This window comes from Bacillus cereus group sp. BceL220 (assembly GCF_051776965.1).
Taxonomy (GTDB): Bacteria; Bacillota; Bacilli; order Bacillales; family Bacillaceae_G; genus Bacillus_A; species Bacillus_A cereus.
On the sequence record NZ_JBPWBC010000003.1, the window covers coordinates 446,197 to 473,195 of the forward strand.

Below are 26,999 nucleotides of genomic sequence, written 5' to 3' on the forward strand. Positions count from 1 at the left end.
TTTTTTGTTGTAGTAAATGATGAAAAGGGTGAGAGGTAGTTATTAATATAACTTTTTTTATTTGTTCCTCTCGTTATTTTTGGGGAACGTGCTGTTTTAAAAGTATGACTGGTTGAAGAGGATAAGTGATTGAGTATTGGATAAATGCATGTAATAGCTATATTTTTATGAAAAAAAACACGTATGTTAAGATAGTTAACATACTAATGTCATAAAACCTTACATAAAGTTCTTGATTACTTAAAGTTTTTAGAATATAATTTTCTTATTGTTAGGAAGAGGGGGCAATACAAATATGGATTTTTTAGCTAGGGTAATTGGGGATGTAAATAATATCCTTTGGTCATATGTCATTATTGCGATGTTAATTGGGTTAGGGCTCTATTTTTCATTTCGTGTGAAATTTGTCCAAGTTCGTTACTTCGGTGAAATGATTCGTTTGCTTGGGGATGGAGCAAGCTCGAAAACGAGAAAAGCGCAAAAAGAGAAGAGCGGCGTATCATCATTCCAAGCGTTTTGTATGAGTACAGCTTCTCGTGTAGGTACTGGTAACTTAGCAGGTGTAGCTATTGCGATCTCAGCAGGTGGTCCAGGAGCAGTATTTTGGATGTGGTTAATTGCGGTAATTGGGGGTGCTTCTGCATTTGTAGAGAGCACATTAGCGCAAATTTATAAAGTAAAAGATGGGAATGCATTCCGTGGGGGCCCAGCGTATTATATGGAAAAGGGTTTAAAGAAACGCTGGTTAGGTGTTGTGTTCTCTGTTCTAATAACAGTAAGTTTCGGATTGATTTTTAACGCTGTACAGTCTAATACTGTAGCAGCTGCCTTTGATGGTGCATTTAAAACAGATAGCAGATTAGTAGGTCTTGTTATGGCTGGTTTACTTGCAGTTATTATTTTCGGCGGAGTAAAACGAATTGCTCGCGCGGTTGAAATGATTGTTCCAGTAATGGCAATTATTTATGTAGCAGTAGCATTATTCGTTGTTGTAACAAACATTACGGCAATTCCATATGTATTTAAAGAAATTTTCTTACATGCTTTCGGAATTAAAGAAGTAGTAGGCGGAGGATTAGGAGCTGCGATTTTATTAGGGGTAAAACGTGGATTATTCTCAAATGAAGCAGGTATGGGTAGTGCGCCAAACGCAGCAGCGACTGCAAACGTAACGCACCCAGTTAAACAAGGTTTCATTCAAACTTTAGGGGTATTTACAGATACATTATTAATTTGTAGTTGTACAGCATTTATCATTCTTTTATCAGACGTGCATAATGCAGCTGATTTAAATGGAATTCAATTAACGCAGCAGGCGTTAAGTCAACATATCGGTCCATGGGCTTCTATATTTGTAGCAGTTGCAATCTTCTTGTTTGCATTCAGTTCATTAGTAGGTAACTACTACTATGGTGAAACAAATATTGAATTCTTAAATGGAAGTAAAGTGCTATTAAATGCATACCGCATTGCTGTACTTGGTATGGTTATGCTAGGATCTGTAGCGACAATTCAAATCGTTTGGGATTTAGCAGATTTATTTATGGGAATTATGGCTGTTATTAACTTAGTAGCAATTGTATTCCTTTCTAAGTACGCTTTCGCAGCGTTATCAGATTATATTAAGCAAAAGAAACAAGGGAAAGATCCAGTCTTTTATGCGGAGTCTATTCCAGGTTTGAACAATACAGAGTGTTGGGATAAGCCAGCGGTAGCTGATAAAGAAAAAGCAGTATAATGAGGTGAGCATCAAGTGAAACTTGATGCTCATTTTTTGTTGGTTCAGCTATTTGTGTGAAGTGAAACTCCTGATCATTAAAGTTTCGCTTTATAATGAAAAAGACGAACATTCATGAATGTTTCATAATAAAATGTATTTTTTTAAGAAAAGTGCGGATATGAGTTGTGATTTATGTTAGAATGGAAAATGCCTTTGAAATAAGAGGTTTTATGATCTTTCCTATCCGATTGAAGATTTTGGAGGAGAAATGGAAAGTTCGGATTATTTCTTGTTTTGAATGGTCAGACGTTCAACGTTAATGAAGAGTTAAATGGAGGATTTTATTAATGAAGTTTGTTATGTTCCTTGTAGGATTACTCGTTGTATTTGTACTCGGTTTTCTTATAAGTGCCGATCGAAAGAAGATTAAGTATAAACCAATCGCAATTATGCTTATTATTCAGCTAGCATTATCTTATTTCTTATTAAATACGCAAGTTGGTTATATTTTAGTAAAAGGAATTTCAGATGGATTTGGCGCACTTCTTGGATATGCGGAAGCTGGAATCGTTTTCGTATTTGGTGGTCTTGTTAATAAAGGAGAGGTTTCATTCTTCTTAACAGCGTTATTACCAATCGTATTCTTTGCGGTTTTAATCGGAATTCTGCAACACTTTAAAATTTTACCGATATTTATTCGTGCTATTGGTACGTTGTTAAGTAAAGTGAATGGTCTAGGAAAACTAGAATCATATAACGCAGTAGCAGCTGCCATTGTTGGACAAGCAGAAGTATTTATTACAGTAAAAGATCAATTAAGTAAAATCCCAAAACATCGTTTATATACATTATGTGCATCTTCTATGTCGACAGTGTCGATGTCAATCGTTGGTTCTTATATGAAAATGATCGAACCGAAATATGTAGTAACAGCACTTGTATTAAATTTATTTAGTGGTTTCATTATCATTCATATTATTAACCCGTACGATATTACAGAAGAAGAAGATACACTGAAATTAGAAAATAAGAAAAAACAATCATTCTTTGAAATGCTGAGCGAGTACATTATGCTTGGTTTCACGATTGCGATTACAGTAGCAGCTATGTTACTCGGTTTCGTAGCATTAATTACAGCAATCAATAGCTTGTTTGATACAATGTTCGGTATTACATTCCAAGCTATTTTAGGATATATTTTCTCACCATTAGCATTCGTAATGGGCATCCCGCAAGCAGAAATGGTAACAGCGGGACAAATTATGGCAACAAAATTAGTATCAAACGAGTTTGTTGCGATGCTTGACCTTGGAAAAGTAGCTGGTGATTTATCGGCTCGTACGGTTGGTATTCTTTCTGTATTCCTTGTATCATTTGCGAACTTCTCATCTATCGGAATTATCGCAGGTGCAACGAAAGGTATCGATGAAAATCAATCAAATGTTGTATCATCATTCGGTTTACGCCTTGTGTACGGTGCGACGTTAGTAAGTATTCTATCAGCGATTATCGTTGGTGTTATGTTATAAAAAAAGGATGGCTCTAGCTCATAGCTAGGGCTATTTTTTTTATGGTAAATTTGCATGAAAAAACCAATTAATTAGGAATATATTAACATATAAAAATCTTTTAAAATTTATATTGCATTTCACCTAGATAACGCTTACAATTTGATTTGTAGGTGGTATCAATTTCAGGCTTTCAAGTATGGTAGGAGAGAAGAAGCTACCTTTTATAAATTGCAATTTATGTAAACGCTTACTGATTTTAGATGACAGTTGAATAGTTTTAGGGGTTTTAAATTTTTTTAACAACAATGGTCAGACGTCATTCGTTATACGTTATACGACCAATAACTCGTGGGAGAAGTGGAGGATTCACATATGAAGTTCGTAATGTTTCTAGTCGGTTTACTTGTAGTGTTTGTACTAGGTTTCCTTATCAGTTCAGATCGTAAGAAGATTAAATATAAACCAATTGCACTTATGCTCGTCATTCAATTGGTACTTGCGTATTTCTTACTAAATACAAAGGTCGGATTTGTATTAGTAAAAGGGATCGCAGATGGATTTGGTTCTATTTTAAAATTTGCGGAAGCTGGGGTTAATTTCGTATTTGGTGGTCTAGCAAACGATGGACAAGCACCATTCTTCTTAACAGTATTATTACCGATTATTTTCTTAGCAGTATTAATCGGGATCCTGCAACATATTAAAGTTTTACCGATTATCATTCGTGCAGTCGGTTTCCTATTAAGTAAAGTTAACGGTTTAGGAAAACTAGAATCATATAATGCGGTAGCAGCTGCAATCGTTGGTCAAGGGGAAGTATTCATTACAGTAAAAGATCAACTAAGCAAATTACCGAAAAATCGTTTATACACACTTTGTGCATCTTCAATGTCTACAGTATCGATGTCAATTGTCGGTTCTTATATGAAAATGATTGATCCAAAATATGTAGTAACAGCACTTGTATTAAACTTATTCAGTGGATTCATTATCGTTCATATCATTAATCCATATGAAGTAAAAGAAGAAGACGATATTTTAGAATTACAAGAAGACAAGAAACAAACATTCTTTGAAATGTTAGGCGAATATATTATGCTTGGTTTCTCAATCGCTGTAACAGTAGCGGCGATGTTAATCGGTTTCGTGGCATTAATTACAGCAATTAATGGTGTATTCGATTCAATTTTCGGAATCACATTCCAAAGCATTTTAGGATATATCTTCTCACCATTAGCATTCGTAATGGGTATTCCAACATCAGAGATGTTACAAGCAGGACAAATTATGGCAACAAAATTAGTAACGAACGAATTCGTTGCAATGCTTGACCTTGGAAAAGTAGCGGGCGATTTATCAGCTCGTACAGTAGGTATTCTATCTATCTTCCTTGTATCATTTGCGAACTTCTCATCTATCGGAATTATCGCAGGTGCAACGAAGAGTATCGATGGCAAACAAGCAAACGTTGTATCATCATTCGGTTTAAAACTTGTATACGGTGCAACGTTAGTAAGTATATTATCAGCGATTATCGTTGGGGTTATGCTTTAATAAATTAAGAAAAGCAATGAGCGTAGGCTCATTGCTTTTTTTTTTAACTTGCTTTATCCAAGTCTCTTTTAAAATGTGGTTTCTCTAAATAAGTTCCCAGTCTCCAGACATATTCCACTAGCCCCATTCGGTATTTCTGGAGCCAATAGGTGCTAACGAATAATTGAATCGTATAAATTCCGATGGTTAAAAGAATACCGAAGAAATAGCCGATTTTCCCGTATAAGCCAAATCCATATGCGTAAAAAATGGTTGTTGCGATAATAGATTGCGCTAAGTAATTACTAACGGACATTTTCCCCATGTTCGCCATGTATGTTAGTAGACGGGTTGCTTTTTTGTAATGGAATAATAAAATGATTGTGCTTCCGTAAAAGAAGGTCATAGTTACTGGTGTAAGGCCATCTTGTAACATAATTAAAACCGGGTGTTTTATGAACATAGCTAAGATTTTAATTGTAAAAGAGAAGAGACCGGTGGCAAACCATATTTTTTTGACAGCAGGTATATGTTTACTGACCTCAAATAGCCAGCCTTTTTTCCCTACATACATTCCGAGTAGGAACAGTGGAGACATAAAAATTATTGCGAAAACTGATATGAAAAATAATCCGAATGCACCGTCAATTCCCATGTAATCAAAAGGATTTTCAGTCAATCTAAAGTTGACGTGATCCATATAGCTTCCAGTTTGATGGACTTTATGTTCTTTTTCAGTATAAGGTGCGAAATCATTTATATTTGTAGATGGATCAGTTTGATAAGACATAAGTGTAATAAGTGCGAGTAGAATAATCGCCCAAATAAGCAAAGTTTTCGGTTTTCGATTGATGAATATCATTAAAAAAATCCCGATTATTCCGTATGCAAATAAAATATCTCCCTCCCAAACAAAAGTGCCATGAATGTAGCCGAGTAGTAAAAGAATGATAATACGTCTTATGTATGTGGGGAAGAATTTTTTTCCTTTTGCGATAATACTTTTTTGTAACAAAATAATGCTAAGCCCAAATAGAAAAGAAAATAGGGATATAAAGTTATGTGTGCCGAAAAATTGAATAAACCAATTAGCACCTTTATCAAGATCGCCAAATAGATAAGTTGGTTTTTCACTGGTGAAGAACCCAAATTGAATTAATGTCATATTGACTAGTAAAATGCCAAACAAAGCGAAACCACGAATTGCATCAACAGCTTCTACACGTTGATTCATTTTTCCTCTCCTCGTATATTCGTTTTTATATTGAAAATAATACCATTTTATATCTGGCACTATGTCAAATATGAGGAAATTTAAGGTGATTTTAAGATAGAGAGCAAACAAAAAAATCACCTTAATACATGTATTAAGGTGATTGAAATATTACTCAGCTGGAGGCGTAAATGTACGTTTCTCTAATTCAGCATCTAGCATAAACAGTGCGTTTGAATCGCTTGTAATACGTTTTAGTTTTTGGATGATGCTATCGAATGAAGCTTCTTCTTCAACTTGTTCGTCAACGAACCATTTTAAGAATGTAATTGTTGCATGTTCACGCTCATCCCAAGCGATATCAGATAAGTTGTAAATACGTTTCGTTACTTCACGCTCGTGCTCAAGTGCGACTTCAAAAGCGTTTAATACAGATTCGTATTCGTTATTCGGATTATCAAATCCAGTAATAATAGCGCGCTCTCCGCGGTCATTAATATAGTTGTAAAGCTTCATTGCGTGGAAACGTTCTTCTTCAGCTTGTACAAGGAAAAAGTTAGCGAATCCATCATAGCTCTCAGCTGTACAGTAAGCAGCCATTGCCATATAAGCATGGGCAGAGTAAAATTCAAAGTTCATTTGTTCATTTAATGCGTCGTGCAATTTTTTTGATAACATAAAATCCCCCTTAGTATTGTGACAAGAATATTATACCATAATTGATAATATTCTCATTTAGATACTTCGAACCTTTTCGAAAGCTTTGTGACGTGTGCGTCCATAATGTCTTGTAAGTCTAAATCATATTTTTGCGAAAGAATAATAAGGTTAGATAGTACATCGCCAAGTTCTTCTTTTAGTTCTTGTTTTAGCTCTTCTTCTGTTTTCGCATCTTCATCAGGGCGATCGCGGCCGATTTCAATAGCACGAACGACTCGTGAAACTTCCCCAACTTCCTCGGTTAAGAAATTTAAGCGAATAAAGGCATTATACTGTGACCAGCTTCGTTTTTCGTAAAATTCCTCAACCCATCTTTGAAATGCAACGATATCCATTTCTTCCTCATCTCCTCAATATGTTGTACAATGTCAATTGTATCATAACAATATATAGTTTCGGGGTGTAGGAATGAGAAAGATTTGTGTGTTTGCAGGTTCTAATTTAGGGGAGAGACCAGAATTCAAAGAGCAGGCAATTCAGTTAGGTAAAATGTTTGTTGAGAACGAGTATGAGCTCGTATACGGTGGTTCATGCGTTGGATTAATGGGAGAAGTAGCAAACGAAGTTCTTCGTTTAGGTGGACGTGTAACAGGTGTTATGCCACGCGGTCTATTCCGAGGAGAAATTGTGCATACAGGATTAACAGAATTAATTGAAGTAGAGACGATGCATGAACGTAAAGCGAAAATGGCAGAGCTTGCAGATGCTTTTATTGCGCTTCCAGGCGGATACGGAACGTTTGAAGAACTATTTGAAGTTGTATGTTGGTCACAAATTGGTATACATAATAAGCCGGTTGGTTTATTAAACATAAAATGTTTTTACGGGCCAATTCTGCAAATGGTTGAACGTGCAGCAGAAGAAGGATTTATGAATCCATCAAATAAAGAATTGATCGTTTCAGCTGAGACGGCAGATAAACTAATTCATGCAATCCAAAATTATGAGCGTCCTGTTTTGGGAACGAAGTGGAAGCAACTATCATAGCAAATACGGAAACACATGTCGTTTTAATTTAAGATGGCATGTGTTTTTAATTTGGTTAAATATGTTAATGTTGAGATATGATGTTTTTTGGAAAAGGAGAAATTGATGGAGGAGTTTGTGTATTTACGTCCTGTTTTTAAAAGTATTTTAGCAGCGTCTATTCTTGTTATGCTAATCGTTTCAACACAGAAGAAAGAGCTAATTAATGAATTTTCGCTTTGGTTTATTTCGATATTGTGTATCGGTGTTTCGGCGATAACACTCTTTATGATTGGCTTTATTGTTGATGAGTATAATTTGGCTGGAGATCCACAATCGTTTTGTATGTTTATTGCGATTGGTTGTATTAGTGGTCTGAATTTCATTATTTATTACAGAAGGCAATAAAAGAGGCATTCCATATTACTTTGGAATGCCTTTATCATTTTGATTGCTTTGTTTTTTATAGATGTCTTTGGAAACACATGAAAGTTTATTTTAAAAAAGCATGTGTTTTTAATTTGGTTCAATATATTGATAGTGAGATGTGGAAGCGTTTGAAGAGGGGAAGTAGATGGAGGGATGTTTTGATGAATTAAAAAAGAACATCTGAATAAAGGGTGAGTAAGGAATTATTGAGTGACATATAATTGTTCCGTTAAAGGGTCAGATTGTGGAAGATACCGAATGTTTTTATGAAGTTAGTAGAGGTTTTTTTAATCGAAATGAGAATAAATTTTATAGATGTAATCCTTTGGAAATTTTTAATCAGCTATGTATCATAATCTAATCATTAAAATGAAAATTGGAGGAGAGATGAGCATGGGGCGTTCTGTATTAAAAATGTATAACTACCACTTATGGGCAAATGAAGTTATTTTAAATCGCTTAAAAGAACTACCGCAAGACATTTTCCATAAGGAAGTTAAGAGTGGTTTTTCTTCGGTGGCAAAAGTAATGTCTCACATATACCTCACAGATTTAGCCTGGTTTGAGATTATTTCTGGTAAAAGCATGAGTGATGCAATGGTACACACAGACCAATTGAAAGAGCAGCTGGAAACAAAAAATATTGAGGAAATGAAAACTAGTTTTTATGAATTATCTAAACGATATAAAGTACTTTTAAGTAGTCAACAAGATTATGAAAAAGTGGTTGAGGTTGATAATCCATATGCTGGGCACCTAGATACGACGGTTTCTGAAACAATACTACACGTCGTCACCCACGGAGCATATCACCGTGGGAATATAGCCACAATGTTGCGGCAAATGGGTTATACCTCTGTTATGCAAGATTTTGGACTGTTTCTATATTCAAAATGAATTCTTTTTATTTACCATAGAATATGGGTTTTTATGATATTTTTTGGGGACTGCTTTTATTATTGGTTTAAGTTTAATTATGTAATATAGAATAAAGGCATTCCATATTATTTCGGAATGCCTTTATTGTTATTTTTATTTTGTTTTTTATACAGGTACCAGCCACCCCAGCCGCCACCAATTGCTACGACAACGAGGAAAGCATAGTCCTTAACCTCGACACGTATATTGAAAATATTAGCTATAAGTAAGAGAATCCCAACTGTTATTAACGCAAAAAATGCTCTAATTAAGTAGTCTTTCAACTGAACCACTCCCGTCATTTAAGTAGTAAATGATGAATTTGGAAAAGCTAAAGGGTGTTTCCTATATTTTAACATAGATGAGATTGTAATATATTGATAAAAGTAGGGGGAGAGGGGCGCTGATATTGTCGTGATTTGTCGGCAAATTGATATCCTTTGTCAAATCGTTGATATATTGCGGGTAATGATCGATATAATGAAAAAATCGTTGATATATTGCGAGTTATGATCGATATATTTGAAAAATCGTTGATATAATTTCGTGTACCGTTAAGTGCGACCATTACATAAAAAAGCGACTCTAAACGAGCCGCTTCCGCTTTTAAGTATTATTGATTCAAGAACGCACGTAGCATCCAAGCGTGTTTTTCTAGTTCTGTGTAGATGCCTAGTAGTAGGTCAGATGTCATTTCATCGTCAGAGTCTTGAGCAATTTCCATGCCTTTTTTCAGTTCGACTAGCATCATTTGGTAGTCTTTCATGATTGCTTCGACCATCCCTTCTGCAGTTTCTCCGTAAGCTGCTTCTTGAATAGAAGATATTTCTAGGTATTCTTTCATTGTTGCTACTGGTTTACCACCAATTGCTAAAATACGTTCTGCAATTTCGTCGATGTGAGTAGCTGATTCTGTGTAAAGTTCTTCGAATTTCTCGTGTAATGTGAAGAATTGAGGTCCTTTTACGTACCAATGGAAGTTGTGAAGTTTTGTGAATAAAACGCTCCAGTCTGCTACTTGTTTGTTTAATACTTCGATTACTTGTTTGTTCATTATGATCAATCTCCTTTTGAGTTGTTATGTGATATCAATTACTAATTTATAATTATTATAATCTAGTAATCTCTATAAATCAACCCTTTTGCTGGAATTAATTTGAACAAATTATGAACTGTTGTAAATAAAAGGCCCTATTACGATGAAGTAATAGGGCCTTTGTTTGAGATATGGCTCTTGTTCTAAACGAGCCGCTTGTGCTTTTAGTGATATCCAGCTCCGGTGACTAGACCAGTCGGTCATTTCGCGCCTTCCTGTGAGGCAAAGAACGCCTCTTCGTCAGGAGCTCCAATGCCCTCCTGTTCTGAGCAAGTCACCTCCGCTTTTATTTGTTAAACAGCCTTTTGTTTTTCTTCTACATCCTGTCCATCCCAGCACTCTGTATTCTTTAAGCCAGGGATAGAGTTTGCAACGAAGACAGGATCTTTGCCTTGTTTCTTTTGCTTCAAATAGTCTACTAATGCAGCGTAAGCAAATTTGCTAAGGAATGAGATGGCAATTAAGTTTGTGAATACCATTAGTCCCATGAATAAATCAGCTAAACTCCAAACTGTTTTAAGAGCAGCGATTGATCCGAAGAATACCATTCCGACAACTGCAACACGATAAATCATTAACCATGTTTTGCTTTCTTTAATGAATGCGATATTTGTTTCACCATAATAGTAGTTTCCTAGAAGTGAACTGAAAGCGAATAGGAAAATAATAATCGCTAAGAAAGTGCTTGCCCACGGTCCAATTTGTGAACTTAATGCGTTTTGTGTTAATTCGATGCCTTCTAAATTTGATCCTTTGTAAAGTCCAGAACATAATACGATAAATGCTGTTGATGTACATACTAAGAATGTATCTACGAAAACGCCTAATGCTTGAACAAGCCCTTGTTTTACAGGGTGAGATACATCAGATGTTGCGGCTGCATTAGGAGAACTACCCATTCCTGCTTCTGTAGCGAATAAACCGCGCTGAATACCGAACTTGATTGCTGCTCCAATACCACCAGCGATGGCTTGGTCTAAACCGAATGCACCGTTAAAGATTTCCATGAAAATGCTTGGTAACATACTGAAGTTGTTAATAACGACAAAAATAGCCACGCCGATATAAACGATTGCCATTGGCGGAACAATCATTTCTGTAATACGTGAAATGCTCTTAATACCACCAAAAATAATAACTGCAACTAATAAGGCTAATAGAGCTCCTACGATCGTTCGCTCTAGTCCAAAAGCATTTTCAAACGCTATTGTTACTGTATTCGCTTGAACTGAATTGAAAATTAATCCGTACGCAACTGTAATAAGAAGTGAAAACCAGACGCCCATCCAGCGTTTGTTTAACCCTTTTTCCATGTAATATGCTGGTCCACCACGGAACCTACTTCCATCTTTTACTTTATAAATTTGCGCAAGTGTACATTCTACGAAACTAGTAGCTGCTCCGATAATCGCGATAAACCACATCCAAAATATTGCGCCAGGTCCACCCATTGAAATTGCTAATGCTACGCCAGCTAAGTTCCCAATACCGATACGTGCTGCTGCACTTAAGCAAAATGCTTGGAATGGGGAGATGCTATCTTTCTTTTTTTCTTTTCGATTAAACCCTTTACTAATTAAGCTGACCATCTCACTGAAATGAGTAATTTGGACAAATTTTAATTTAAAAGAGAAGTAAAGACCGAAGCCGATTAGCATTGCAATAAGAATATATGACCATAAAATATTATTCGTTACCTCAAGGAATCTGCTAAAGATATCAACCATATAATACACTTCCTTTTTTTCGTAATAAGAAAATTATATGCAAAAAATATACGAGAATCAATTTTTCTAAAAAATTATGTTACTTAAATCATTTTTGTGTTATGATTATGTTACATCGTAATATTTTTAGAATTATTTACATTTTAAAAAACTAAATTTAAAGTGAGAAGGTGGGGATAATTTGAAAGAAGATTCTTTATGGAAAGTAAGCCTTGAGAGTTTGAAAATGAGAAGTAATATATTTTTTATCATTACATCTTTAAGTATCTTTTTAGGGTCCACTTATTATTACAATAAAAGATTTCCAAATCACAAATATCCTGAGTGGTTAGAATTTCTAAAGCTGATTGGATGAATAAAAGACAGAAAAACAGAAAATTAAAATAAATAAGTTATGGAGGAGCTAAAAATGAATATTAGAGAAAGTGAACTTCCGGGTATTGGTTATAAGTTTCAAATCGTTACAAAAGGTAATGAAAAGATGGTAATTGTCATTCATGATGATGGTCGTAGAGAAATGTATCATTTTGATTCAGACCATGAAGAAAGCATCTCAAGTATTTCACTACGTGACTCAGAGGCAAGACAAATCGCGGCAATATTAGGTGGAATGGTATATAAGCCTAGGGCGTTAGAAAATGTTGAGATGGTTTTTGAAGGTTTAGCGATTGAGTGGTTCAAAGTGGAGAATACAGCTCCAGCAATCGGAAAAACAATTGGCGATCTTGAAATAAGAAAAACATATAGCGTAACGATAATCGCAGTTATGAAGAAGAACATGAAGAAGCTATTTAATCCAGGACCAGAAACAGTAATTGAAGAAGGAGATATGCTTGTAGTTTCAGGTGAGAGAGAAGAAATTAAAAAAATCATTAATGAATTACTTTCAAATAGGGGGGACTGATTAGATGGATACGTTAATTTTTGAAGTTGGTACAGCTTTAGTTTTAGTGGCAATTGCAGCAGTAATTGCTGGAAAATTTAAATTCTCAGTAATTCCTTTTCTAATCGTTCTTGGAATGTTAGTAGGACCGCATGCACCGACAATAGGTGTTATCGATCTCAAATTTATTGAAAGTGCAAGTGTAATTTCCTTCCTTGGACGAATTGGGGTTCTATTCCTTCTATTCTATCTAGGATTAGAATTTTCAATGAAAAAACTAATTAAATCTGGACGCTCTATTGCGATTGGTGGAACGATTTATATTTTAATTAACTTTTCACTTGGTTTGTTATACGGATTTATAATGGGATTCCCATTACTAGAAATCTTAATTATTGCGGGTATTATTACGATTTCTTCTAGCGCTATCGTTGCTAAAGTGTTAGTGGACTTAAGAAGAACTGGTAATAATGAAACCGAATTAATTTTAGGAATTATTATGTTTGAAGATATATTCCTTGCTGTATATCTATCAGTTGTTTCTGGTTTAGTACTTGGAGATCACGCTTCCTTCTTAGGTGCCCTTACTTCAATTGGAATTGCTTTAGGATATATGCTTCTATTCTTTATAGTAGCTAGAAAGGCTACGCCGTTATTAAATAAATTGCTCAACATTAGCTCAGATGAAATCTTTATTATTGTAGTATTTGCTTCGTTATTCTTCATTGCTGGTTTTTCAGAAACAATTCACGTTGCAGAAGCAATTGGAGCACTTCTTCTAGGATTAGTTTTCTCTGAGACAGAGCATAGTGATCGAATTGAACATCTTGTTGTTCCATTTAGAGACTTTTTCGGAGCTATTTTCTTCTTCAGCTTCGGGTTAAGTATTGATCCGTTCTCATTAGGCGGAGCAATATGGTTAACGTTAGGCGCTGTCCTTCTTACGATAATCGGTAACTTTGTAGCAGGAATGATCGCAGGAAGACAAGCTGGATTATCTCATAAAGCATCAACAAATATCGGATTAACAATCGTTTCAAGAGGAGAGTTCTCCATCATTATGGCTAATATCGGTATCGCCGGTGGTTTAATGTCAGTACTGAAACCATTCTCAGCACTATACGTGCTTATACTATCCATTTTAGGCCCACTTTTGACAAAAGAGTCGAAGAATGTATATAAATTCTTAAATAAAATCTTTAAGTGGGATACGAAGACTAACTAAATTAAAAAAATCAAAGTACAAGATATTTCCTGCTTGTACTTTGATTTTTGTAATGAAAACAGTAAAGAGAGGTAAATGATGTTAGGAGAGTTGATTCATTCGGTTTTAGTTTTTTTAGAAGGACTTGGTTATTGGGGAATTATGCTTGGATTAATGCTAGAGGTTATTCCAAGTGAAATCGTATTGTCTTATGCAGGTTATTTAGTATCAACAGGAAGCATTACATTTTGGGGCGCTGTCGCGTTCGGTACAATTGGTGGTGTAATTGCACAACTATTCATTTATTGGATTGGTCGATATGGAGGAAGACCTGTTCTTGAGCGATATGGAAAATATATTTTAATTCAGAAGAAACATATTGATTATGCTGAAGATTGGTTTAATCGTTATGGAACTGGCGTTATCTTTACCGCACGTTTTATTCCGGTTGTGCGTCATGCTATTTCGATACCAGCAGGTATTGCAAAAATGTCACATGCTAAGTTTATTACGCTAACTACATTAGCTGTTATTCCGTGGTCAATTGTGTTTGTATATTTAGGTTTTAAATTAGGAACAGAGTGGGAAAGTATTAATAAAGTTGCGGGGCCATATGTGAAATACTTTGCACTTGCTGCTATTGTTTGTGCAATTGGTTATTTTGTATTAAAAAAAATGATGAAAAAAAAGTGATTACAGAAAAGGAATCTATGTCGACGTAGATTCTTTTTTATTGGCATTTTTTCAAGGATGAAAGAATACGTTTAATATTTACCATATTGTGGCATACATATAGAAAAAGGGTGCTTGGAAAGGGGAATAAAGAGAAATGGAACTCCAGTTTCAAAATGTATATCAACAGGTAGAGAATTGGTATGTGTTGGATTCGGAGCTTCCTTGGGATGTCAAAAAGTTGAGAGAGGATTTGTTTTCTCTTATTGAAGTATGTAAAACGCCCGTTATTTTTTGTGATACGTGTGATGCAAACGATGTGCTTCTATCATTAGGAGAAGAGGAAGAAGAGTTCCTATTCCCAGTAGGTGGTTTTTATCATAAAGAAAAGCAATTAATTTTCGTTTGTATATGGGAAGAGTATGAGCAAGTTCTCAAAACGCTACTGCATGAATTCCGCCATGCGATGCAGCATAAGAGAGATATATTGTATGTGGGAAGTGAACGGTACGAAGAGCGGTGGATTGAAAAAGATGCGAGGAAGTTCGCGGAGAGGAAATTGGATGAATATAAGAGTAGAAGGTTAATGTAAAGCATAGTGGAGAAATAGCGCTGTGCTTTCTTTGTACTTATTAAAAATAAGTATTTGACTTTTATAAAGTTTAGTTCTAAACTAATGATATGAAACGAGCGAGGTGATGAAATGAAAACAGAAGATAGACTAGGGTTACTATTATGGTTTCGTTTATCACGTTTTTATAATAAGAGTATTCGTGAGACGAATCAGCATTTGAAAAAATGGAATGTATCTGCCGCCCAGTTTGATGTGTTAGCTCAAGTTGGAGGACATAATCGTTTAACGCAGCAAGAACTTGGAAATAAGCTATTTGTTACGAAAGGAAATGTAACGCAGCTTTTAAATAAAATGGAGCAGCTTGAGTGGATTTCGCGTGAACAAGAGGGTACTACGAAATATATTTCTTTAACAGAAAAGGGAAGAGCTTTATATGAGGAAATCGTCCCACCTCAAGAAACGTTCCAAGCAGAGAAGTTTCATAATTTAAATATAGAGGAACAAAAGCAATTATTAACACTACTAAAAAAGTTACAGTAAGAAAAAATTTTAAAATAAATCTCGAATTCGAGATAGTATGAGGTGAAGGATATGTTTAGAAAAGTTGATCATAAAAATATGGGCAGAGCAAATCATGGCTGGTTAAATACACATTTTCATTTTTCTTTTGCTAATTACTATAACCCAAATAACATGAACTTCGGAGCGTTACGTGTTATTAATGATGATCTAGTAGCGGCACAAACTGGTTTTGATATGCATCCGCACCGTGATATGGAGATTATTTCTTACGTTGTAGATGGTGCTTTAACACACGAAGACAGCATGGGAAATCGCGGAACGATTGAGCGTGGACATGTTCAATATATGAGTGCTGGCACGGGTGTATTTCATAGCGAGCATAATTTAGGCAATGAAACGCTGCGGTTATTACAAATTTGGATTTTACCAGACCGTGCGGATCATAAACCAAACTATGGTGAGTTTAAATTTGATTGGAGCAAGCGCGAAAATGAATGGTTTCATATGGTATCTTCAGTAGAAGGAAATGCACCAATTCAAATTCACCAAGATGCGAATTTATACTCCTTATCATTAGAGGCTGGAAAAGAAATTCATTTTCCAGTGAAAGAAGGCCGTCAATTGTACCTTGTACAAATTGAAGGAAGCAGTGTAATCAATGGTGAAAATCTTGTTATGCGTGATGCAGCAGAAGCGGTAGAAGAAGATATTCACATTCAAGCGAAAGAGCAATCACACTATTTAGCAATTGAATTGAAAAAACAATAAAATGCGTAAAAAAAAGAGGACATCCGATAGGATGTCCTCTTTTTTTGATTGGAATTGTCTGAAAAATGTTTCTCAAATTTTGGGTAGAGGTATCAGCTGTAAAAATCAGAATTGTATAAAAGTGTCAAAAATCTTTATGGGAATGGGGAATGTTATAGTGAAAAAGCAAGTCATTTCATCAGCATTAGCGTTAACTGTTATCGCCGGGGGATTTGGAGCGTTTGGGGCAACGACAACGAAAGCGGAAGAACAAAAAATTCAATATCATCAAGAATTTAAAACACCTGCATACATAGGTGAAGAATGGAAAGCACCGGAAGGGCTAGATAAAAAAGAGACGGTCTTTCAATACTTAGAGAGTAAGAAAGATATGTTTAAATTAGCAGGAAATATTGAAAAGCATTTTAATATCGTTGGGGAAGAAAAAGACGCTGAATCTGATACGACACATGTGAAGCTAGTTGAGAAACATAATAACATTCCTGTGTACGGTTCTGATCAAACTGTTACACTTGATAAAGAGAATAATGTAAAAGCATTCTTCGGACAAGTTATTCCGAATTTAGATGATAAAAATATTCCTGCAGCTGCAAGCATTACTGCGGAACAAGCAGAAACAATTGCAAAGGCAGATATTGAGAAAGAAATTGGTAAAGTAAAGAGTTATGACGGTGTGAAAAAAGATTTATTTGTATATGAAAAGGACGGTAATTACTACCTTGCATACTTAGTTAAGGCATCGATTTCAAAACCAGCTCCAGGATATTGGCATTATTTTGTTGATGCAACGAATGGAAATGTTATTGAGAAATATAACGCTGTAGATAACATTACTGGATTTGGTTACGGAGTATTAGGTGCTAGACAATCATTTGAAATTGCTCAAGATACGAAAACAGGACAATTCAACTTATTTGATGGTAAACGAGGACAAGGTGTTCATACATTTGATGCAGAAAATATGGACGAGAACTGGTTTAATTTATTCTCACAATGGCTTGGATATACAGGAGAAGAAGTTGAAAGTAAATCTAAGTTCTTCGAAGATAAAGCTGCAGTTGATGCGCATGTAAATGCAGGAAAAGTATATGATTACTACAAAAAGACATTTAATCGTAACTCTTTCGATGATAAAGGTGCGAAGCTTATTTCTACTGTTCACGTAGGTACAGCTTGGAATAACGCGGCTTGGAATGGTGTGCAAATGATGTATGGTGATGGCGATGGAAAAACATTCATTCCATTATCTGCTGGACTTGATGTTATCGGTCACGAATTAACGCATGCTGTAACTGAACATACAGCAAACCTTGTTTACAAAAATGAGTCAGGGGCGTTAAATGAATCGTTATCTGACATTATGGGTGTTATGGTTGAGAAGAAGAGCTGGGATTTAGGTGCTGACATTTATACACCTGATAAACCAGGCGATGCACTTCGTTCACTAAAAGATCCAGCATCTATTCCAAACCCATTAAAACCAAGTGAAGGTTACCCAGATCACTATAGTAAACGTTATACTGGAACAGCTGATAATGGCGGCGTTCATATTAACAGTAGTATTAATAATAAAGCTGCTTATTTAGTATCTGAAGGCGGAGATCACTACGGCGTGAAAGTAACTGGAGTGGGCCGTGAAGCGACAGAAAAAATTTACTACCGTGCGCTTACGAAATATTTAACTGCAAACTCTGACTTCAAAATGATGCGTCAAGCTGCACTTCAGTCAGCTGAAGATTTATATGGTAAAAACTCTAAAGCTGTACAAGCTGTAACGAAAGCTTATGATGCAGTAGGCGTAAAATAATAAGAGAAAAAAACCTGACTAGAGTGTCAGGTTTTTTTTCTTTATCCCGCTAGTCGCGAATGCCTAATGCGATTTTCGCCATACGTGACATACGTTCTTTCGACCACGGTGGATTCCAAACGACATTTACTTCTATTTCATTAACTTCAGGTACGTTCGTTGATAATACTTTTTTAACGTCTGATACGATTTGCCCAGCCATTGGACAACCGATAGAAGTCATCGTCATCGTAATGACAGCATTATTATTTTCATCTGCTGTAACATCATACACTAATCCAAGATTAACGATATCAACACCTAGTTCAGGGTCAATAACAGCTTCTAAATTGGCAAATAATTTATTTTCAAATGCTTCTTGTGACATAAGCAGCCCCTCCTACAATTTAATGATATCGATTCTCATTATAACGGAAATGAGCATAATGTGCAGGAAATGAGCTCAAAAAAATATCCCTCTTTAAAAGAGGGATATTTTTTTGAAAATCTATTCTGTTTTAAAATGAGATACGAGTTGATCTAACTCTTCAACTGTTTGTTTCATTTTTCCAGCAGTTACTGCCATTTCATTCATAACGATAACTTTTTTTTCAGCAGATTGTGCCGTTGCGGCAGTTTCGCTGGATACTTCAGTCGAGATAGAAGCGATGTTATTAAGTGAAGCGTTCATTTCTTCAGCACTTGCAGCCATCTCTTCAGCAGTTGCTGATATATCTTGCATTTGAGTAGATACTTTATTTACTTGTTCTACAATTGTTGAGAAAGAAGTACCAGCTTCACGAATAACATTAATGCCTTCAAATGCTTCAGAACGGCCTTGAGACATCATAGAGCTAGCAGTCTCTGTATCATTTTGAATTTGATGTAGTAATTGATTAATGTCTGTTGCAGCTGTTTTAGATTGTTCAGCAAGTTTTCGAACTTCGTCAGCTACGACAGCAAATCCTTTTCCTTGCTCGCCAGCACGAGCTGCCTCAATAGAAGCATTTAAAGCAAGTAAGTTTGTTTGCTCAGCAATATTAGAAATAGATTGTACAGCAGTATCAATATATTTCGTATGAGTGATTAGACGTTCAACCACTTCTGACGTAGCATTTACAGCTTCGTGTATCGTTGTCATTTGTGAAACAGATTTTTGGATAACGGTACTTCCATCGCTAGCATGTTCAGATGTGGCAACAGCAAGTTCCGCTACAGATGAAGCAGATTCAGCAATACGCTGAACACTTACTGCCATATCGTCCATTGCAGTTGAACTTTCTTCCATACTAGAAGTTTGTGATTGAATACTTGCATTTAAGTTAGACATCGAGCTTTGGACTCTTACTGTCGCCTCACGTGATGTATTCGTTTTTTCTAGCATATTTTCAGAAGCAGTTTGTACTTCCACTGATGTTTTTTGAACACGATTAATGATATGTTGTAGGTTTTCTAACATTTTATTAAATGATGTTGCGATAGCACCGATTTCATCGTTGCTATTTACTTGTAGACGTGCCGTTAAGTCACCTTCTTGAGAGGCTAATTCTTTTAGCTTCGTGTCAATTTGTTGAATTGGTTTCACAAGTTTACCAGAGAACCACCATGCAAGAATAATTGCAGCGACAATACAAATAACGAGTGATAAGAAAATAACATATTCGATTAAGAGTGCAGATTGGTCAATTTTTTCAATAGATTGTTCACGTAATTTAGCTTGTTCATTACTGTAATTTGTGAAGTCACCAATTACTTTATAGACAGTTCCGTTCTCTGAAGAAGCTACTTGTAAAGCTTCTTCCCATTTTTGTTCTTTTGCAAGAGTGAATACTTTTTCCTCAACGAACTTTCTCCAAGTAGACCCTAATTCCATTGTGCTTTTTACGGACGAAGAAGCATTTGGATTAGAAAGAAGTTTATCTTTTGAATCCTCAAGACGTTTACTCATCTCATTAAACTTGTCTAATTCGACTTGATCATGTTGTAGTAAATAACCTCTTAGAGCAGAGAGCTGTACTTGATAAGCGTCTCCACGCTCTTTTAATTCTGTTGCCAGTGGAGAAATTTCTTTTTGTAATGTTTCAGCTTTACGAGATTGGTCAATAGCAAAAAATAAAATAAATGCTAAGGCGATACCGAATAAAGCGCAAATCGTTCCCATCATGAACATAAGTTTTTTTCTGATACTTACAAAATTCATATGATAAAAAGCCTCCTTTGTGAAATCTTAGTATTAGAATTAATAAATGTAAAAAAATTGAAAGAAAGCTTTACTCCAGTTGGAATAAAGCTTTCTTATTTCCTTTAGGAATTATAGCAGACGGAATGAGAGATAGAAAGAGATATTTTAAAGTGAAAAAAGAGAGACTGTAAAACTTGCTTTCCTATACCTTTGAGTTCGTGTCATTTTCACTTTAAGCGTTTGTTTTGAAATGAGAAACGAGAACTTCAAGTTCTTGTACAATTGTTTTCATTTCAGATGATTTGTTAGCCACGATACTCATTTTGTTTACTTGATCACCAGCCGAATGTGCTGTTTGTGATGTTTCTGCAGCAACTTCGTTTGAAATAGAAGCGATATTATTTAAAGCTGCATTCATTTCTTCAGAGCTTGCAGCCATCTCTTCAGCAGTTGCAGACATTTCTTGCATTTGCGTAGAGACTTTGTTAATGTGGTTAACAATTTCTGAGAATGAAGATCCGGCGGTACGAATAACCGTAATTCCTTCAGAAGCCTCTGCTTGACCTTGTGTCATCATGTCATTTGCTATTTTTGTATCGGTTTGAATTTGATGCAGTAAATGGTTAATATCAGTTGCGGCTAGTTGAGATTGTTCAGCAAGTTTTCTAACTTCATCGGCAACAACAGCGAATCCTTTGCCGTGTTCACCAGCACGAGCTGCTTCAATAGAAGCATTTAAAGCAAGTAAATTTGTTTGCTCGGCGATATTCGAAATAGATTGAAGTGCAGTATCGATATGATTTGTATGTGTAATGAGTCGCTCAACTACTTGTGATGTGGCGTTAACAGCTTCGTTAATTGTATGCATTTGTGTAATAGATTTCTCAATGACTTTATTCCCATCATCTGCTTTTTCTGCAGTTGTGACAGCTAAACTAGTAACAGAAGAGGCGGACTCAGCGATACGCTGAACACTCGTTGCCATGTCATCCATTGCGGTTGAACTTTCTTCAATGCTAGAAACTTGTGAACGAATATTGTGTTCAAGAGCATTCATAGTTTCTTGGGTCCTTGCGGTATTTTCCATAGAAGCGGTTGTTTCGATAAATACATTTTCGGAAGCTTCTTTTACACTTGTTGATGTTTGTTGAACTTGTTTTATTATATGCTGTAAGTTAGTGAGCATTTGATTAAAGGAATTTGCAATGTCACCAATTTCATCTTTACTCGTTACGTGTAATCTAGCCGTTAAATCTCCATCTTGAGAAGCTAATTCTTTTAACTTCTCATCAATTTGTCGAATTGGTTTAACGAGTTTACCAGAGAACCACCATGCTAATAAAATAGACGTTAATGTACATGTAATGAGTGAGAAGAAAATAATATATTGAATAAGTGATGAAGAAGACTCGACATCAGCAATTAATGCGTCACGTTTCTCATTTTCTTCATTTGTATATTTATTAAAACGACCTAAAAGATCATTTACATAATCTGTTTGTGCTAAAGCAATTCTAGATGCTTCGTCCCATTTTCCTTCACGCGCAAGAGGGAGTACCTCATTATCTATGACGCTACGCCATTTTCCTCCCATTAAAATGGCTTCTTTCATTCCTTCTGGGAGCTTTTTGTCACTTGTTACTTTCTCTCTAGTATCAGCTAATTTTTTCCCTTCTCGGTTGAACTTATCTAATCCTTTTTGATCATGTGATAGCAAATATTCTTGTAAACCAGCAACTTGTCCTTGGAACCAATCGCCACGTTCTTTTAAAATCGTCGCTCTTTTCGATACATCATTTTTTAACGTTTCGATTTCACTTGCTTGATTCATGGCGAATGAAAGAATAACAATAAGAGCAATGCTAAATAAAGAAGAAATGCTTAAGAGTGTGAACAGTAGTTTTTTTCGAATACTAACATATTTCATCGTTACCCCTACCCTCATTTAAACTGTTTATTATGATTTATAGATATTTAGAACGAAATTAATAAAAACATTATTATGAAGTTATTAATCTGTTCAATAAAAATTATAGCAGATAATGGAAGGAGTCAGATTGGTATTAGAAAAAGTTCTTAAAATGTATACATTTGCATATCATAAAATTCATAAATAAATATTAGAAATGCTATTGAAATTTGAAATGACATCATGTATACTTCTAATTAGTTGATAACGATTATCAGTATCAACTAAAAACATTACTCTTCGTTATGTTGGTCATACCCCTTTTTGACGACGTAAGTCAGAGACGAAATGTTGAAATATCTTGTGTCCTATTCTACAGAATTATGGTAATCTCCAACCTCAACTTATATGCGTGAGCATGCAAAAAGGATCCTATCCGTGAAGGGATCCTTTTTTGCATGCTGTCGCAATTATTGTATATAGACCAGGGATACGTTCTTCGATTCCTTCTGGTGCAGTAGAAGGGAAGACCCATCTTTGATGAGATCCATGTTCTTCAACTAGTTTTTCAATTTTAAAACGTTCTTCCGCAAGTGTTGTAATGATTTCTCCTAGCGTCCAGCGACGGATGGTTGTTTTAGGTAGCGATTCTTTCTGTGCTTCTGTAAGAAGGATGCTATAAGCAACATCATCTTCAATTAATTCTTCATCGAAATAATTTCCATTGGCCTGAAATGATGGGTGGTCGACTCCTAATAATTTCGTGTAAACAGGATGATAGTCACGAAGGATAAGCATTCCATCTTGCTTAAGTAAAGTAGCAATTTTTTGAAAGAGTGGTTTTAAATCTAGAAAGTAATGGAGTACACCAAGCTCCAGTAATACGATATCAAATGATTTTGAGAGATTTACATTTAGTACATCAGAAACGATGTAATGAATAGAAACGCCTGCGGCATATGCAAGTTCATTTGCATATTTTGCATTACTCGCTGAAATATCAACAACTGTTACATCAGAGCCTAAAAGGGCGAGAGCAACAGCTTTATTTCCTTTTGAGCCGAGTAAATTAATAATACATTTTCCTTTTGGAGATTGTATGTAAGGTAAATAATGTGCTACTTCGCGTGTGGGATCTTCCATGATTTTTTTCGCATAATCAGCTGGTGCCCCGTGGCGATTCGTCCAAGCTTCATAAGCAGCTGTATTCCAGCTTTTTTCATTTATAGTGCTTAGTTGTTTTTGGTTCAATGTTATCACTCCTTTTGTGAACGTATAGGTATTCGGCGGGAGGATGGGATTTCCTTTTCGTTCTGGATAAAAGTTTGATTTTTCTGTGATTAAGTCGTAAAATACTTGTTATACGTAAAAGCGTTGAAAAGGAAAAGTAGGATGAACACATTCTTTCCAGAGAGCTTCGGTAGCTGAGAAGAAGCAAGAATATTCATTTGAACAATGGCCTTTGAGCTTCGTCCTGAACTTATCAAATGATAATAGTAGGCGGCGACGAGAGTTGGTACTCGTTATCAAAACCACAGTATAAGAGCATAGAGCTCCGTACTTGTTAAGGCTAATTATGTGAGTGATTGGCGAAATAAGGTGGTACCGCGACTGTTTATACAGCCCCGCCCTTATCTTTTTTAAGATAGGGGCGGGGCTTTTTATATTTTAAAGGAGGAATATAAGATGAGTATTTTTATTGGAGGCGCTTGGCCGTATGCAAATGGTTCGTTACACCTTGGCCATATTGCGAGTTTATTACCTGGAGATATTTTAGCGCGTTATTACAGGACAAAAGGTGAGAATGTGCTGTATGTTTCAGGGAGTGACTGCAATGGAACACCGATTGCAATTAGAGCAAAACAAGAAGGTGTGACAGCAAAAGAAATTGCTAATAAGTATCATGAAGAATTTCAGCGATGTTTTCGTGATCTCGGTTTTACGTATGATTGCTATACACGTACCGATAGCGAGCATCATCATGAAACTGTTCAAAAAGTTTTTTTACGTTTATTAGAAGAAGGCTATATTTATAAAAAAACAGTGGAACAAGCGTATTGTGAAACGTGTACGCAGTTTTTACCGGATCGTTATGTTGAAGGAATATGTCCATATTGCCATGAAGCAGCAAGAGGAGATCAATGCGATGCTTGTTCTGCTATTTTAGATCCTCTTGATTTGTTAGAAAAGAAATGTAAGTTATGTGGTAGTACGCCATCTGTAGAGGAAACAGAGCATTTCTATTTTGCATTGCATACATTTCAGGAGCAAATTAAAAAAGTTGTAGAAATCGCAAAAGAAAAAGGAACATGGCGTGATAATGCAATTCAATTAACGGAAAGATACGTAAAGGAAGGGTTACAAGATAGGGCTGTATCAAGAGATTTACCAATCGGGGTATCAATTCCAGTGAAAGGGTATGAAGATAAAAAAATTTACGTATGGATTGAAGCAGTGGCAGGATATTATTCAGCGAGTAAACATTGGGCTGAAGAAACAGGAAAAGATGATCAAGAGTTTTGGAATAGCGATGCGCAAACATATTATGTACACGGCAAGGATAATATTCCATTTCACTCCGTCATTTGGCCAGCGGTATTACTTGGAATAGGGGAAGAAGCAATCCCGCGTCATATCGTTTCGAATGAATATTTAACAGTTGAAAAAAGAAAATTATCTACAAGTAAAAACTGGGCAGTATGGGTACCTGACATATTAGAACGCTATGATCCAGATTCTATCCGTTACTTCTTAACAGTAAATGCACCAGAAAATCGTGACACTGATTTTTCATGGCGTGAATTTATTTACAGTCATAATAGTGAATTGTTAGGAGCATATGGAAACTTCGTGAACCGCACATTAAAGTTTATTGAAAAATATTATGATGGCACTGTACCAAAGGGGACTATTGATATAGAGCTGAAAGATAAAGTAGAAGGATTATATAAAAATGTAGGAGAGGAGATTGAGCAAACTAAATTTAAGGTGGCGTTAGAGACAATATTTGATGCAGTACGTTTTGCAAATAAATATTTTGATGAAAAGCAGCCTTGGAAACAAAGAGAAGATGATCCAGTTTCGTGTGAAGAAACGATTTATAACTGTGTGTATCTTATCGCTAATTTTGCAAATCTCCTTGAACCGTTTTTACCATTTTCAAGTGAAAGAGTTAGAAGCACATTGTCGATTATTAAACGAAATTGGGAACCGCAAAATACGTTGCCAAGTAGAATTTATAGCGTGCAGCCACTATTTGAGCGAATCGATGTAAAACAAATTGAGCATGAGGTAGGGAAGCTATATGGAGCGGTAAAGTGAAATATAGAAAAAGACCTTTCAAGTAAATGAAAGGTCTTTTGTTATGCAGTATGATTCTCTTTCTTATCTTTCAAAAAGAAAAGTACGGCAAGGATTACAAGAATAATAGCTGCGATATCATACGTTATTTTAAATGTAGTATTAAAGTTTAAGTATTCTACGAAAGGAGTTTTCACTGCTCCTGCATATATACAAACGGGAATGAGAAGTAAATCGTAAAATTTCTTTTCTTTCATATATCTTATTAGGAAGAAGATACACATAATAGCAAAAAATACGATGCTTAAAATAGTCATTTATACCTCCAGATAAATTTACTTATTTTAATTGCAGTTATATCTTTTATATAAATTCTGTATTTTTTCAAGCGCTATGCACGCGATTGTGTTTCCTTTCTTTCCTAGCTGTAAGCAGCTGAGGAGTGAAAATCCCAACCAATATAAAAATAATACCAATCCACTGCATGAATGTTACGACTTCATGTACAAGTGTAATAGAAGCGATAATAGCAGTTGGTAATTCAGCTGCACCTAGTATTGTACCAAGTCCGGTTCCTACTTTCGGTACGCCAATTGAAAAACAAATGACAGGTACAACAACGCCGAATAATCCGAGGAAGAAAGCATATTTCCATAGACCGGCTTGGAGGGCACCATCTGTTAAAAAGGTTGGTGGGAAGAATAGACATACGATAAGAGTCGCACTTGTTGTCATGAGAAAGCTTTTCGTATAAGGGGGAACATCTGTAGCAACGCGTCCGCTTGCAAAAACATAGAATGAAAAAGAGACTGCAGCTAATAGTCCAAAGATAATCCCTTTCGTAGAAAAACTTTGTCCGAGGCCTTCAAATACACCACCTGCAAACAATGTACCAGCAAATAAAATAAGGATAGATATGATCTTATCGCGGCTTGGAAAGGTTCGATTTGCAATCGCTTCGATAATGACACCAATCCAAGTGAACTGAAAGAGTAGGACGACAGCGATAGATGCGGGTAGTTCTTCTACAGAAATAGCGTAGAAAATCCCAGTCATACTCATTGTTGTTCCGACGGTTAGTAATGAAAAGAATTGTTTTTTTGTTACCTTATGACGTGAAAAGAAAAGAACGAGTAGAAATAGTCCAATCCATCCGAAGACATATTGTCCCCCTAATAGTTGATGTGCTGAAAATCCATTTATGAATCCGAGTTTGAAAATAGTTGAAAGTATGCCGTAGCTGCAAGCACCGAATAAAACGAGCAATGAATATTTAAACTTATCCATAAAAAATCCTCCTTTTAAGTAATAAAAAACGCCCGCTATCCAAATAAGGATAACGGGCGAACGAAACAGAGTAAGACAC

26 protein-coding genes and 1 other annotated feature are annotated in these 26,999 nt (G+C 35.6%); of the genes, 14 read left to right on the top strand and 12 right to left on the bottom strand.

Annotated elements, in window-relative coordinates; translation table 11 throughout:
- Positions 1-295: 295 nt before the first annotated feature.
- The 3 genes from ACS2FK_RS11240 to ACS2FK_RS11250 all read left to right on the top strand — a co-directional run bounded on the left by ACS2FK_RS11240 (position 296) and on the right by ACS2FK_RS11250 (position 4,785).
- Positions 296-1,738: an alanine/glycine:cation symporter family protein gene (locus ACS2FK_RS11240; protein WP_000346409.1), complete on the top strand. Its 1,443-nt coding sequence runs from the start codon at positions 296-298 to the stop codon at positions 1,736-1,738.
- Positions 1,739-2,067: 329 nt separating this feature from the next.
- Entirely contained in the window at positions 2,068-3,249 is a 1,182-nt protein-coding gene (locus tag ACS2FK_RS11245) for a NupC/NupG family nucleoside CNT transporter (RefSeq protein WP_000673841.1), read from the top strand.
- A gap of 354 nt (positions 3,250-3,603) precedes the next feature.
- Positions 3,604-4,785 carry a NupC/NupG family nucleoside CNT transporter gene (locus tag ACS2FK_RS11250; RefSeq protein WP_053563400.1) on the top strand — a complete coding sequence of 394 codons (1,182 nt, stop codon included), beginning with the start codon at positions 3,604-3,606 and terminating at the stop codon, positions 4,783-4,785.
- Positions 4,786-4,828: 43 nt separating this feature from the next.
- Here ACS2FK_RS11250 and ACS2FK_RS11255 read toward each other — a convergent pair whose 3' ends face one another.
- The 3 genes from ACS2FK_RS11255 to ACS2FK_RS11265 form a co-directional block, all read right to left on the bottom strand.
- On the bottom strand, positions 4,829-5,998 hold the full coding sequence (locus tag ACS2FK_RS11255) for a DUF418 domain-containing protein (RefSeq protein WP_063548979.1): 1,170 nt from the start codon (positions 5,996-5,998) through the stop codon (positions 4,829-4,831).
- A gap of 150 nt (positions 5,999-6,148) precedes the next feature.
- Positions 6,149-6,655, bottom strand: a complete 507-nt coding sequence (locus ACS2FK_RS11260) for a ferritin (RefSeq protein WP_000949403.1) — start codon at positions 6,653-6,655, stop codon at positions 6,149-6,151.
- Positions 6,656-6,708: 53 nt separating this feature from the next.
- On the bottom strand, positions 6,709-7,032 hold the full coding sequence (locus ACS2FK_RS11265) for a MazG nucleotide pyrophosphohydrolase domain-containing protein (protein WP_000355749.1): 324 nt from the start codon (positions 7,030-7,032) through the stop codon (positions 6,709-6,711).
- Between the two features lie 88 nt (positions 7,033-7,120).
- Here ACS2FK_RS11265 and ACS2FK_RS11270 point away from each other — a divergent pair, with 88 nt between their 5' ends.
- The 3 genes from ACS2FK_RS11270 (at position 7,121) to ACS2FK_RS11280 (ending at position 8,989) form a co-directional block, all read left to right on the top strand.
- On the top strand, positions 7,121-7,684 hold the full coding sequence (locus ACS2FK_RS11270; protein ID WP_176328707.1) for a TIGR00730 family Rossman fold protein: 564 nt from the start codon (positions 7,121-7,123) through the stop codon (positions 7,682-7,684).
- 105 nt (positions 7,685-7,789) lie between these two features.
- Positions 7,790-8,071 (top strand): hypothetical protein, encoded by a 282-nt coding sequence (locus ACS2FK_RS11275; protein ID WP_000390916.1) that lies wholly within the window; start codon positions 7,790-7,792, stop codon positions 8,069-8,071.
- 414 nt (positions 8,072-8,485) lie between these two features.
- Positions 8,486-8,989, top strand: a complete 504-nt coding sequence (locus ACS2FK_RS11280) for a DinB family protein (protein WP_000533785.1) — start codon at positions 8,486-8,488, stop codon at positions 8,987-8,989.
- A gap of 107 nt (positions 8,990-9,096) precedes the next feature.
- Here ACS2FK_RS11280 and ACS2FK_RS11285 read toward each other — a convergent pair whose 3' ends face one another.
- The 3 genes from ACS2FK_RS11285 to ACS2FK_RS11295 all read right to left on the bottom strand — a co-directional run bounded on the left by ACS2FK_RS11285 (position 9,097) and on the right by ACS2FK_RS11295 (position 11,833).
- Entirely contained in the window at positions 9,097-9,294 is a 198-nt protein-coding gene (locus ACS2FK_RS11285; RefSeq protein ID WP_000656311.1) for a hypothetical protein, read from the bottom strand.
- A 329-nt stretch (positions 9,295-9,623) separates the two neighbouring features.
- A complete protein-coding gene (locus ACS2FK_RS11290) occupies positions 9,624-10,064 on the bottom strand; it encodes a Dps family protein (RefSeq protein ID WP_001041891.1) in 441 nt (146 codons plus the stop codon).
- Between the two features lie 335 nt (positions 10,065-10,399).
- Positions 10,400-11,833, bottom strand: coding sequence for an alanine/glycine:cation symporter family protein (locus ACS2FK_RS11295; protein WP_000227591.1), 1,434 nt, complete (start codon positions 11,831-11,833; stop codon positions 10,400-10,402).
- Positions 11,834-12,242: 409 nt separating this feature from the next.
- On the opposite strand from ACS2FK_RS11295, the gene ACS2FK_RS11300 reads away from it, so the two are divergent.
- The 7 genes from ACS2FK_RS11300 to ACS2FK_RS11330 all read left to right on the top strand — a co-directional run bounded on the left by ACS2FK_RS11300 (position 12,243) and on the right by ACS2FK_RS11330 (position 18,263).
- Positions 12,243-12,737: a cation:proton antiporter regulatory subunit gene (locus ACS2FK_RS11300; protein WP_001026075.1), complete on the top strand. Its 495-nt coding sequence runs from the start codon at positions 12,243-12,245 to the stop codon at positions 12,735-12,737.
- Positions 12,738-12,741: 4 nt separating this feature from the next.
- Entirely contained in the window at positions 12,742-13,941 is a 1,200-nt protein-coding gene (locus tag ACS2FK_RS11305) for a cation:proton antiporter (protein ID WP_000380223.1), read from the top strand.
- A 78-nt stretch (positions 13,942-14,019) separates the two neighbouring features.
- Positions 14,020-14,613, top strand: coding sequence for a DedA family protein (locus ACS2FK_RS11310; protein ID WP_000900214.1), 594 nt, complete (start codon positions 14,020-14,022; stop codon positions 14,611-14,613).
- Between the two features lie 136 nt (positions 14,614-14,749).
- Positions 14,750-15,184: a DUF3920 family protein gene (locus ACS2FK_RS11315; RefSeq protein ID WP_063548975.1), complete on the top strand. Its 435-nt coding sequence runs from the start codon at positions 14,750-14,752 to the stop codon at positions 15,182-15,184.
- 111 nt (positions 15,185-15,295) lie between these two features.
- Positions 15,296-15,706: a MarR family winged helix-turn-helix transcriptional regulator gene (locus ACS2FK_RS11320; protein ID WP_063548973.1), complete on the top strand. Its 411-nt coding sequence runs from the start codon at positions 15,296-15,298 to the stop codon at positions 15,704-15,706.
- 51 nt (positions 15,707-15,757) lie between these two features.
- Positions 15,758-16,456: a pirin family protein gene (locus ACS2FK_RS11325; RefSeq protein WP_063548971.1), complete on the top strand. Its 699-nt coding sequence runs from the start codon at positions 15,758-15,760 to the stop codon at positions 16,454-16,456.
- Positions 16,457-16,613: 157 nt separating this feature from the next.
- Positions 16,614-18,263 carry a M4 family metallopeptidase gene (locus tag ACS2FK_RS11330; RefSeq protein ID WP_033685825.1) on the top strand — a complete coding sequence of 550 codons (1,650 nt, stop codon included), beginning with the start codon at positions 16,614-16,616 and terminating at the stop codon, positions 18,261-18,263.
- 49 nt (positions 18,264-18,312) lie between these two features.
- Here ACS2FK_RS11330 and ACS2FK_RS11335 read toward each other — a convergent pair whose 3' ends face one another.
- From ACS2FK_RS11335 to ACS2FK_RS11350, 4 genes are all read right to left on the bottom strand, one after another.
- Positions 18,313-18,630, bottom strand: a complete 318-nt coding sequence (locus ACS2FK_RS11335) for a metal-sulfur cluster assembly factor (RefSeq protein WP_000076418.1) — start codon at positions 18,628-18,630, stop codon at positions 18,313-18,315.
- Between the two features lie 120 nt (positions 18,631-18,750).
- Entirely contained in the window at positions 18,751-20,442 is a 1,692-nt protein-coding gene (locus ACS2FK_RS11340) for a methyl-accepting chemotaxis protein (RefSeq protein ID WP_001012193.1), read from the bottom strand.
- 214 nt (positions 20,443-20,656) lie between these two features.
- Positions 20,657-22,351, bottom strand: a complete 1,695-nt coding sequence (locus ACS2FK_RS11345) for a methyl-accepting chemotaxis protein (RefSeq protein ID WP_063548969.1) — start codon at positions 22,349-22,351, stop codon at positions 20,657-20,659.
- A 414-nt stretch (positions 22,352-22,765) separates the two neighbouring features.
- Positions 22,766-23,584, bottom strand: a complete 819-nt coding sequence (locus ACS2FK_RS11350) for a class I SAM-dependent methyltransferase (RefSeq protein WP_063548967.1) — start codon at positions 23,582-23,584, stop codon at positions 22,766-22,768.
- 114 nt (positions 23,585-23,698) lie between these two features.
- Positions 23,699-23,969: a binding site (T-box leader), on the top strand.
- Positions 23,970-24,019: 50 nt separating this feature from the next.
- Between ACS2FK_RS11350 and metG the strand changes: the two genes are divergently transcribed.
- Complete coding sequence (metG, locus tag ACS2FK_RS11355) at positions 24,020-25,654, top strand: methionine--tRNA ligase (protein ID WP_063548965.1); 1,635 nt, start codon at positions 24,020-24,022, stop codon at positions 25,652-25,654.
- Positions 25,655-25,695: 41 nt separating this feature from the next.
- On the opposite strand, the gene ACS2FK_RS11360 is transcribed toward metG, so the two are convergent.
- Complete coding sequence (locus tag ACS2FK_RS11360; RefSeq protein ID WP_000154129.1) at positions 25,696-25,950, bottom strand: hypothetical protein; 255 nt, start codon at positions 25,948-25,950, stop codon at positions 25,696-25,698.
- Positions 25,951-26,017: 67 nt separating this feature from the next.
- Positions 26,018-26,920, bottom strand: a complete 903-nt coding sequence (locus ACS2FK_RS11365) for an EamA family transporter (protein WP_000357148.1) — start codon at positions 26,918-26,920, stop codon at positions 26,018-26,020.
- Positions 26,921-26,999: the final 79 nt, after the last annotated feature.

Bases quoted from the DNA above. Each gene is read 5' to 3' on its own strand.
- ACS2FK_RS11325 (WP_063548971.1), top strand. From the start codon at position 15,758: ATGTTTAGAAAAGTTGATCATAAAAATATGGGCAGAGCAAATCATGGC.
- ACS2FK_RS11365 (WP_000357148.1), bottom strand. From the start codon at position 26,920: ATGGATAAGTTTAAATATTCATTGCTCGTTTTATTCGGTGCTTGCAGC.
- ACS2FK_RS11280 (WP_000533785.1), top strand. From the start codon at position 8,486: ATGGGGCGTTCTGTATTAAAAATGTATAACTACCACTTATGGGCAAAT.
- ACS2FK_RS11310 (WP_000900214.1), top strand. From the start codon at position 14,020: ATGTTAGGAGAGTTGATTCATTCGGTTTTAGTTTTTTTAGAAGGACTT.
- ACS2FK_RS11315 (WP_063548975.1), top strand. From the start codon at position 14,750: ATGGAACTCCAGTTTCAAAATGTATATCAACAGGTAGAGAATTGGTAT.
- ACS2FK_RS11360 (WP_000154129.1), bottom strand. From the start codon at position 25,950: ATGACTATTTTAAGCATCGTATTTTTTGCTATTATGTGTATCTTCTTC.
- ACS2FK_RS11250 (WP_053563400.1), top strand. From the start codon at position 3,604: ATGAAGTTCGTAATGTTTCTAGTCGGTTTACTTGTAGTGTTTGTACTA.
- ACS2FK_RS11335 (WP_000076418.1), bottom strand. From the start codon at position 18,630: ATGTCACAAGAAGCATTTGAAAATAAATTATTTGCCAATTTAGAAGCT.
- ACS2FK_RS11275 (WP_000390916.1), top strand. From the start codon at position 7,790: ATGGAGGAGTTTGTGTATTTACGTCCTGTTTTTAAAAGTATTTTAGCA.
- ACS2FK_RS11345 (WP_063548969.1), bottom strand. From the start codon at position 22,351: ATGAAATATGTTAGTATTCGAAAAAAACTACTGTTCACACTCTTAAGC.
- ACS2FK_RS11295 (WP_000227591.1), bottom strand. From the start codon at position 11,833: ATGGTTGATATCTTTAGCAGATTCCTTGAGGTAACGAATAATATTTTA.
- ACS2FK_RS11305 (WP_000380223.1), top strand. From the start codon at position 12,742: ATGGATACGTTAATTTTTGAAGTTGGTACAGCTTTAGTTTTAGTGGCA.
- ACS2FK_RS11290 (WP_001041891.1), bottom strand. From the start codon at position 10,064: ATGAACAAACAAGTAATCGAAGTATTAAACAAACAAGTAGCAGACTGG.
- ACS2FK_RS11245 (WP_000673841.1), top strand. From the start codon at position 2,068: ATGAAGTTTGTTATGTTCCTTGTAGGATTACTCGTTGTATTTGTACTC.
- metG (WP_063548965.1), top strand. From the start codon at position 24,020: ATGAGTATTTTTATTGGAGGCGCTTGGCCGTATGCAAATGGTTCGTTA.
- ACS2FK_RS11320 (WP_063548973.1), top strand. From the start codon at position 15,296: ATGAAAACAGAAGATAGACTAGGGTTACTATTATGGTTTCGTTTATCA.
- ACS2FK_RS11300 (WP_001026075.1), top strand. From the start codon at position 12,243: ATGAATATTAGAGAAAGTGAACTTCCGGGTATTGGTTATAAGTTTCAA.
- ACS2FK_RS11260 (WP_000949403.1), bottom strand. From the start codon at position 6,655: ATGTTATCAAAAAAATTGCACGACGCATTAAATGAACAAATGAACTTT.
- ACS2FK_RS11340 (WP_001012193.1), bottom strand. From the start codon at position 20,442: ATGAATTTTGTAAGTATCAGAAAAAAACTTATGTTCATGATGGGAACG.
- ACS2FK_RS11265 (WP_000355749.1), bottom strand. From the start codon at position 7,032: ATGGATATCGTTGCATTTCAAAGATGGGTTGAGGAATTTTACGAAAAA.
- ACS2FK_RS11240 (WP_000346409.1), top strand. From the start codon at position 296: ATGGATTTTTTAGCTAGGGTAATTGGGGATGTAAATAATATCCTTTGG.
- ACS2FK_RS11255 (WP_063548979.1), bottom strand. From the start codon at position 5,998: ATGAATCAACGTGTAGAAGCTGTTGATGCAATTCGTGGTTTCGCTTTG.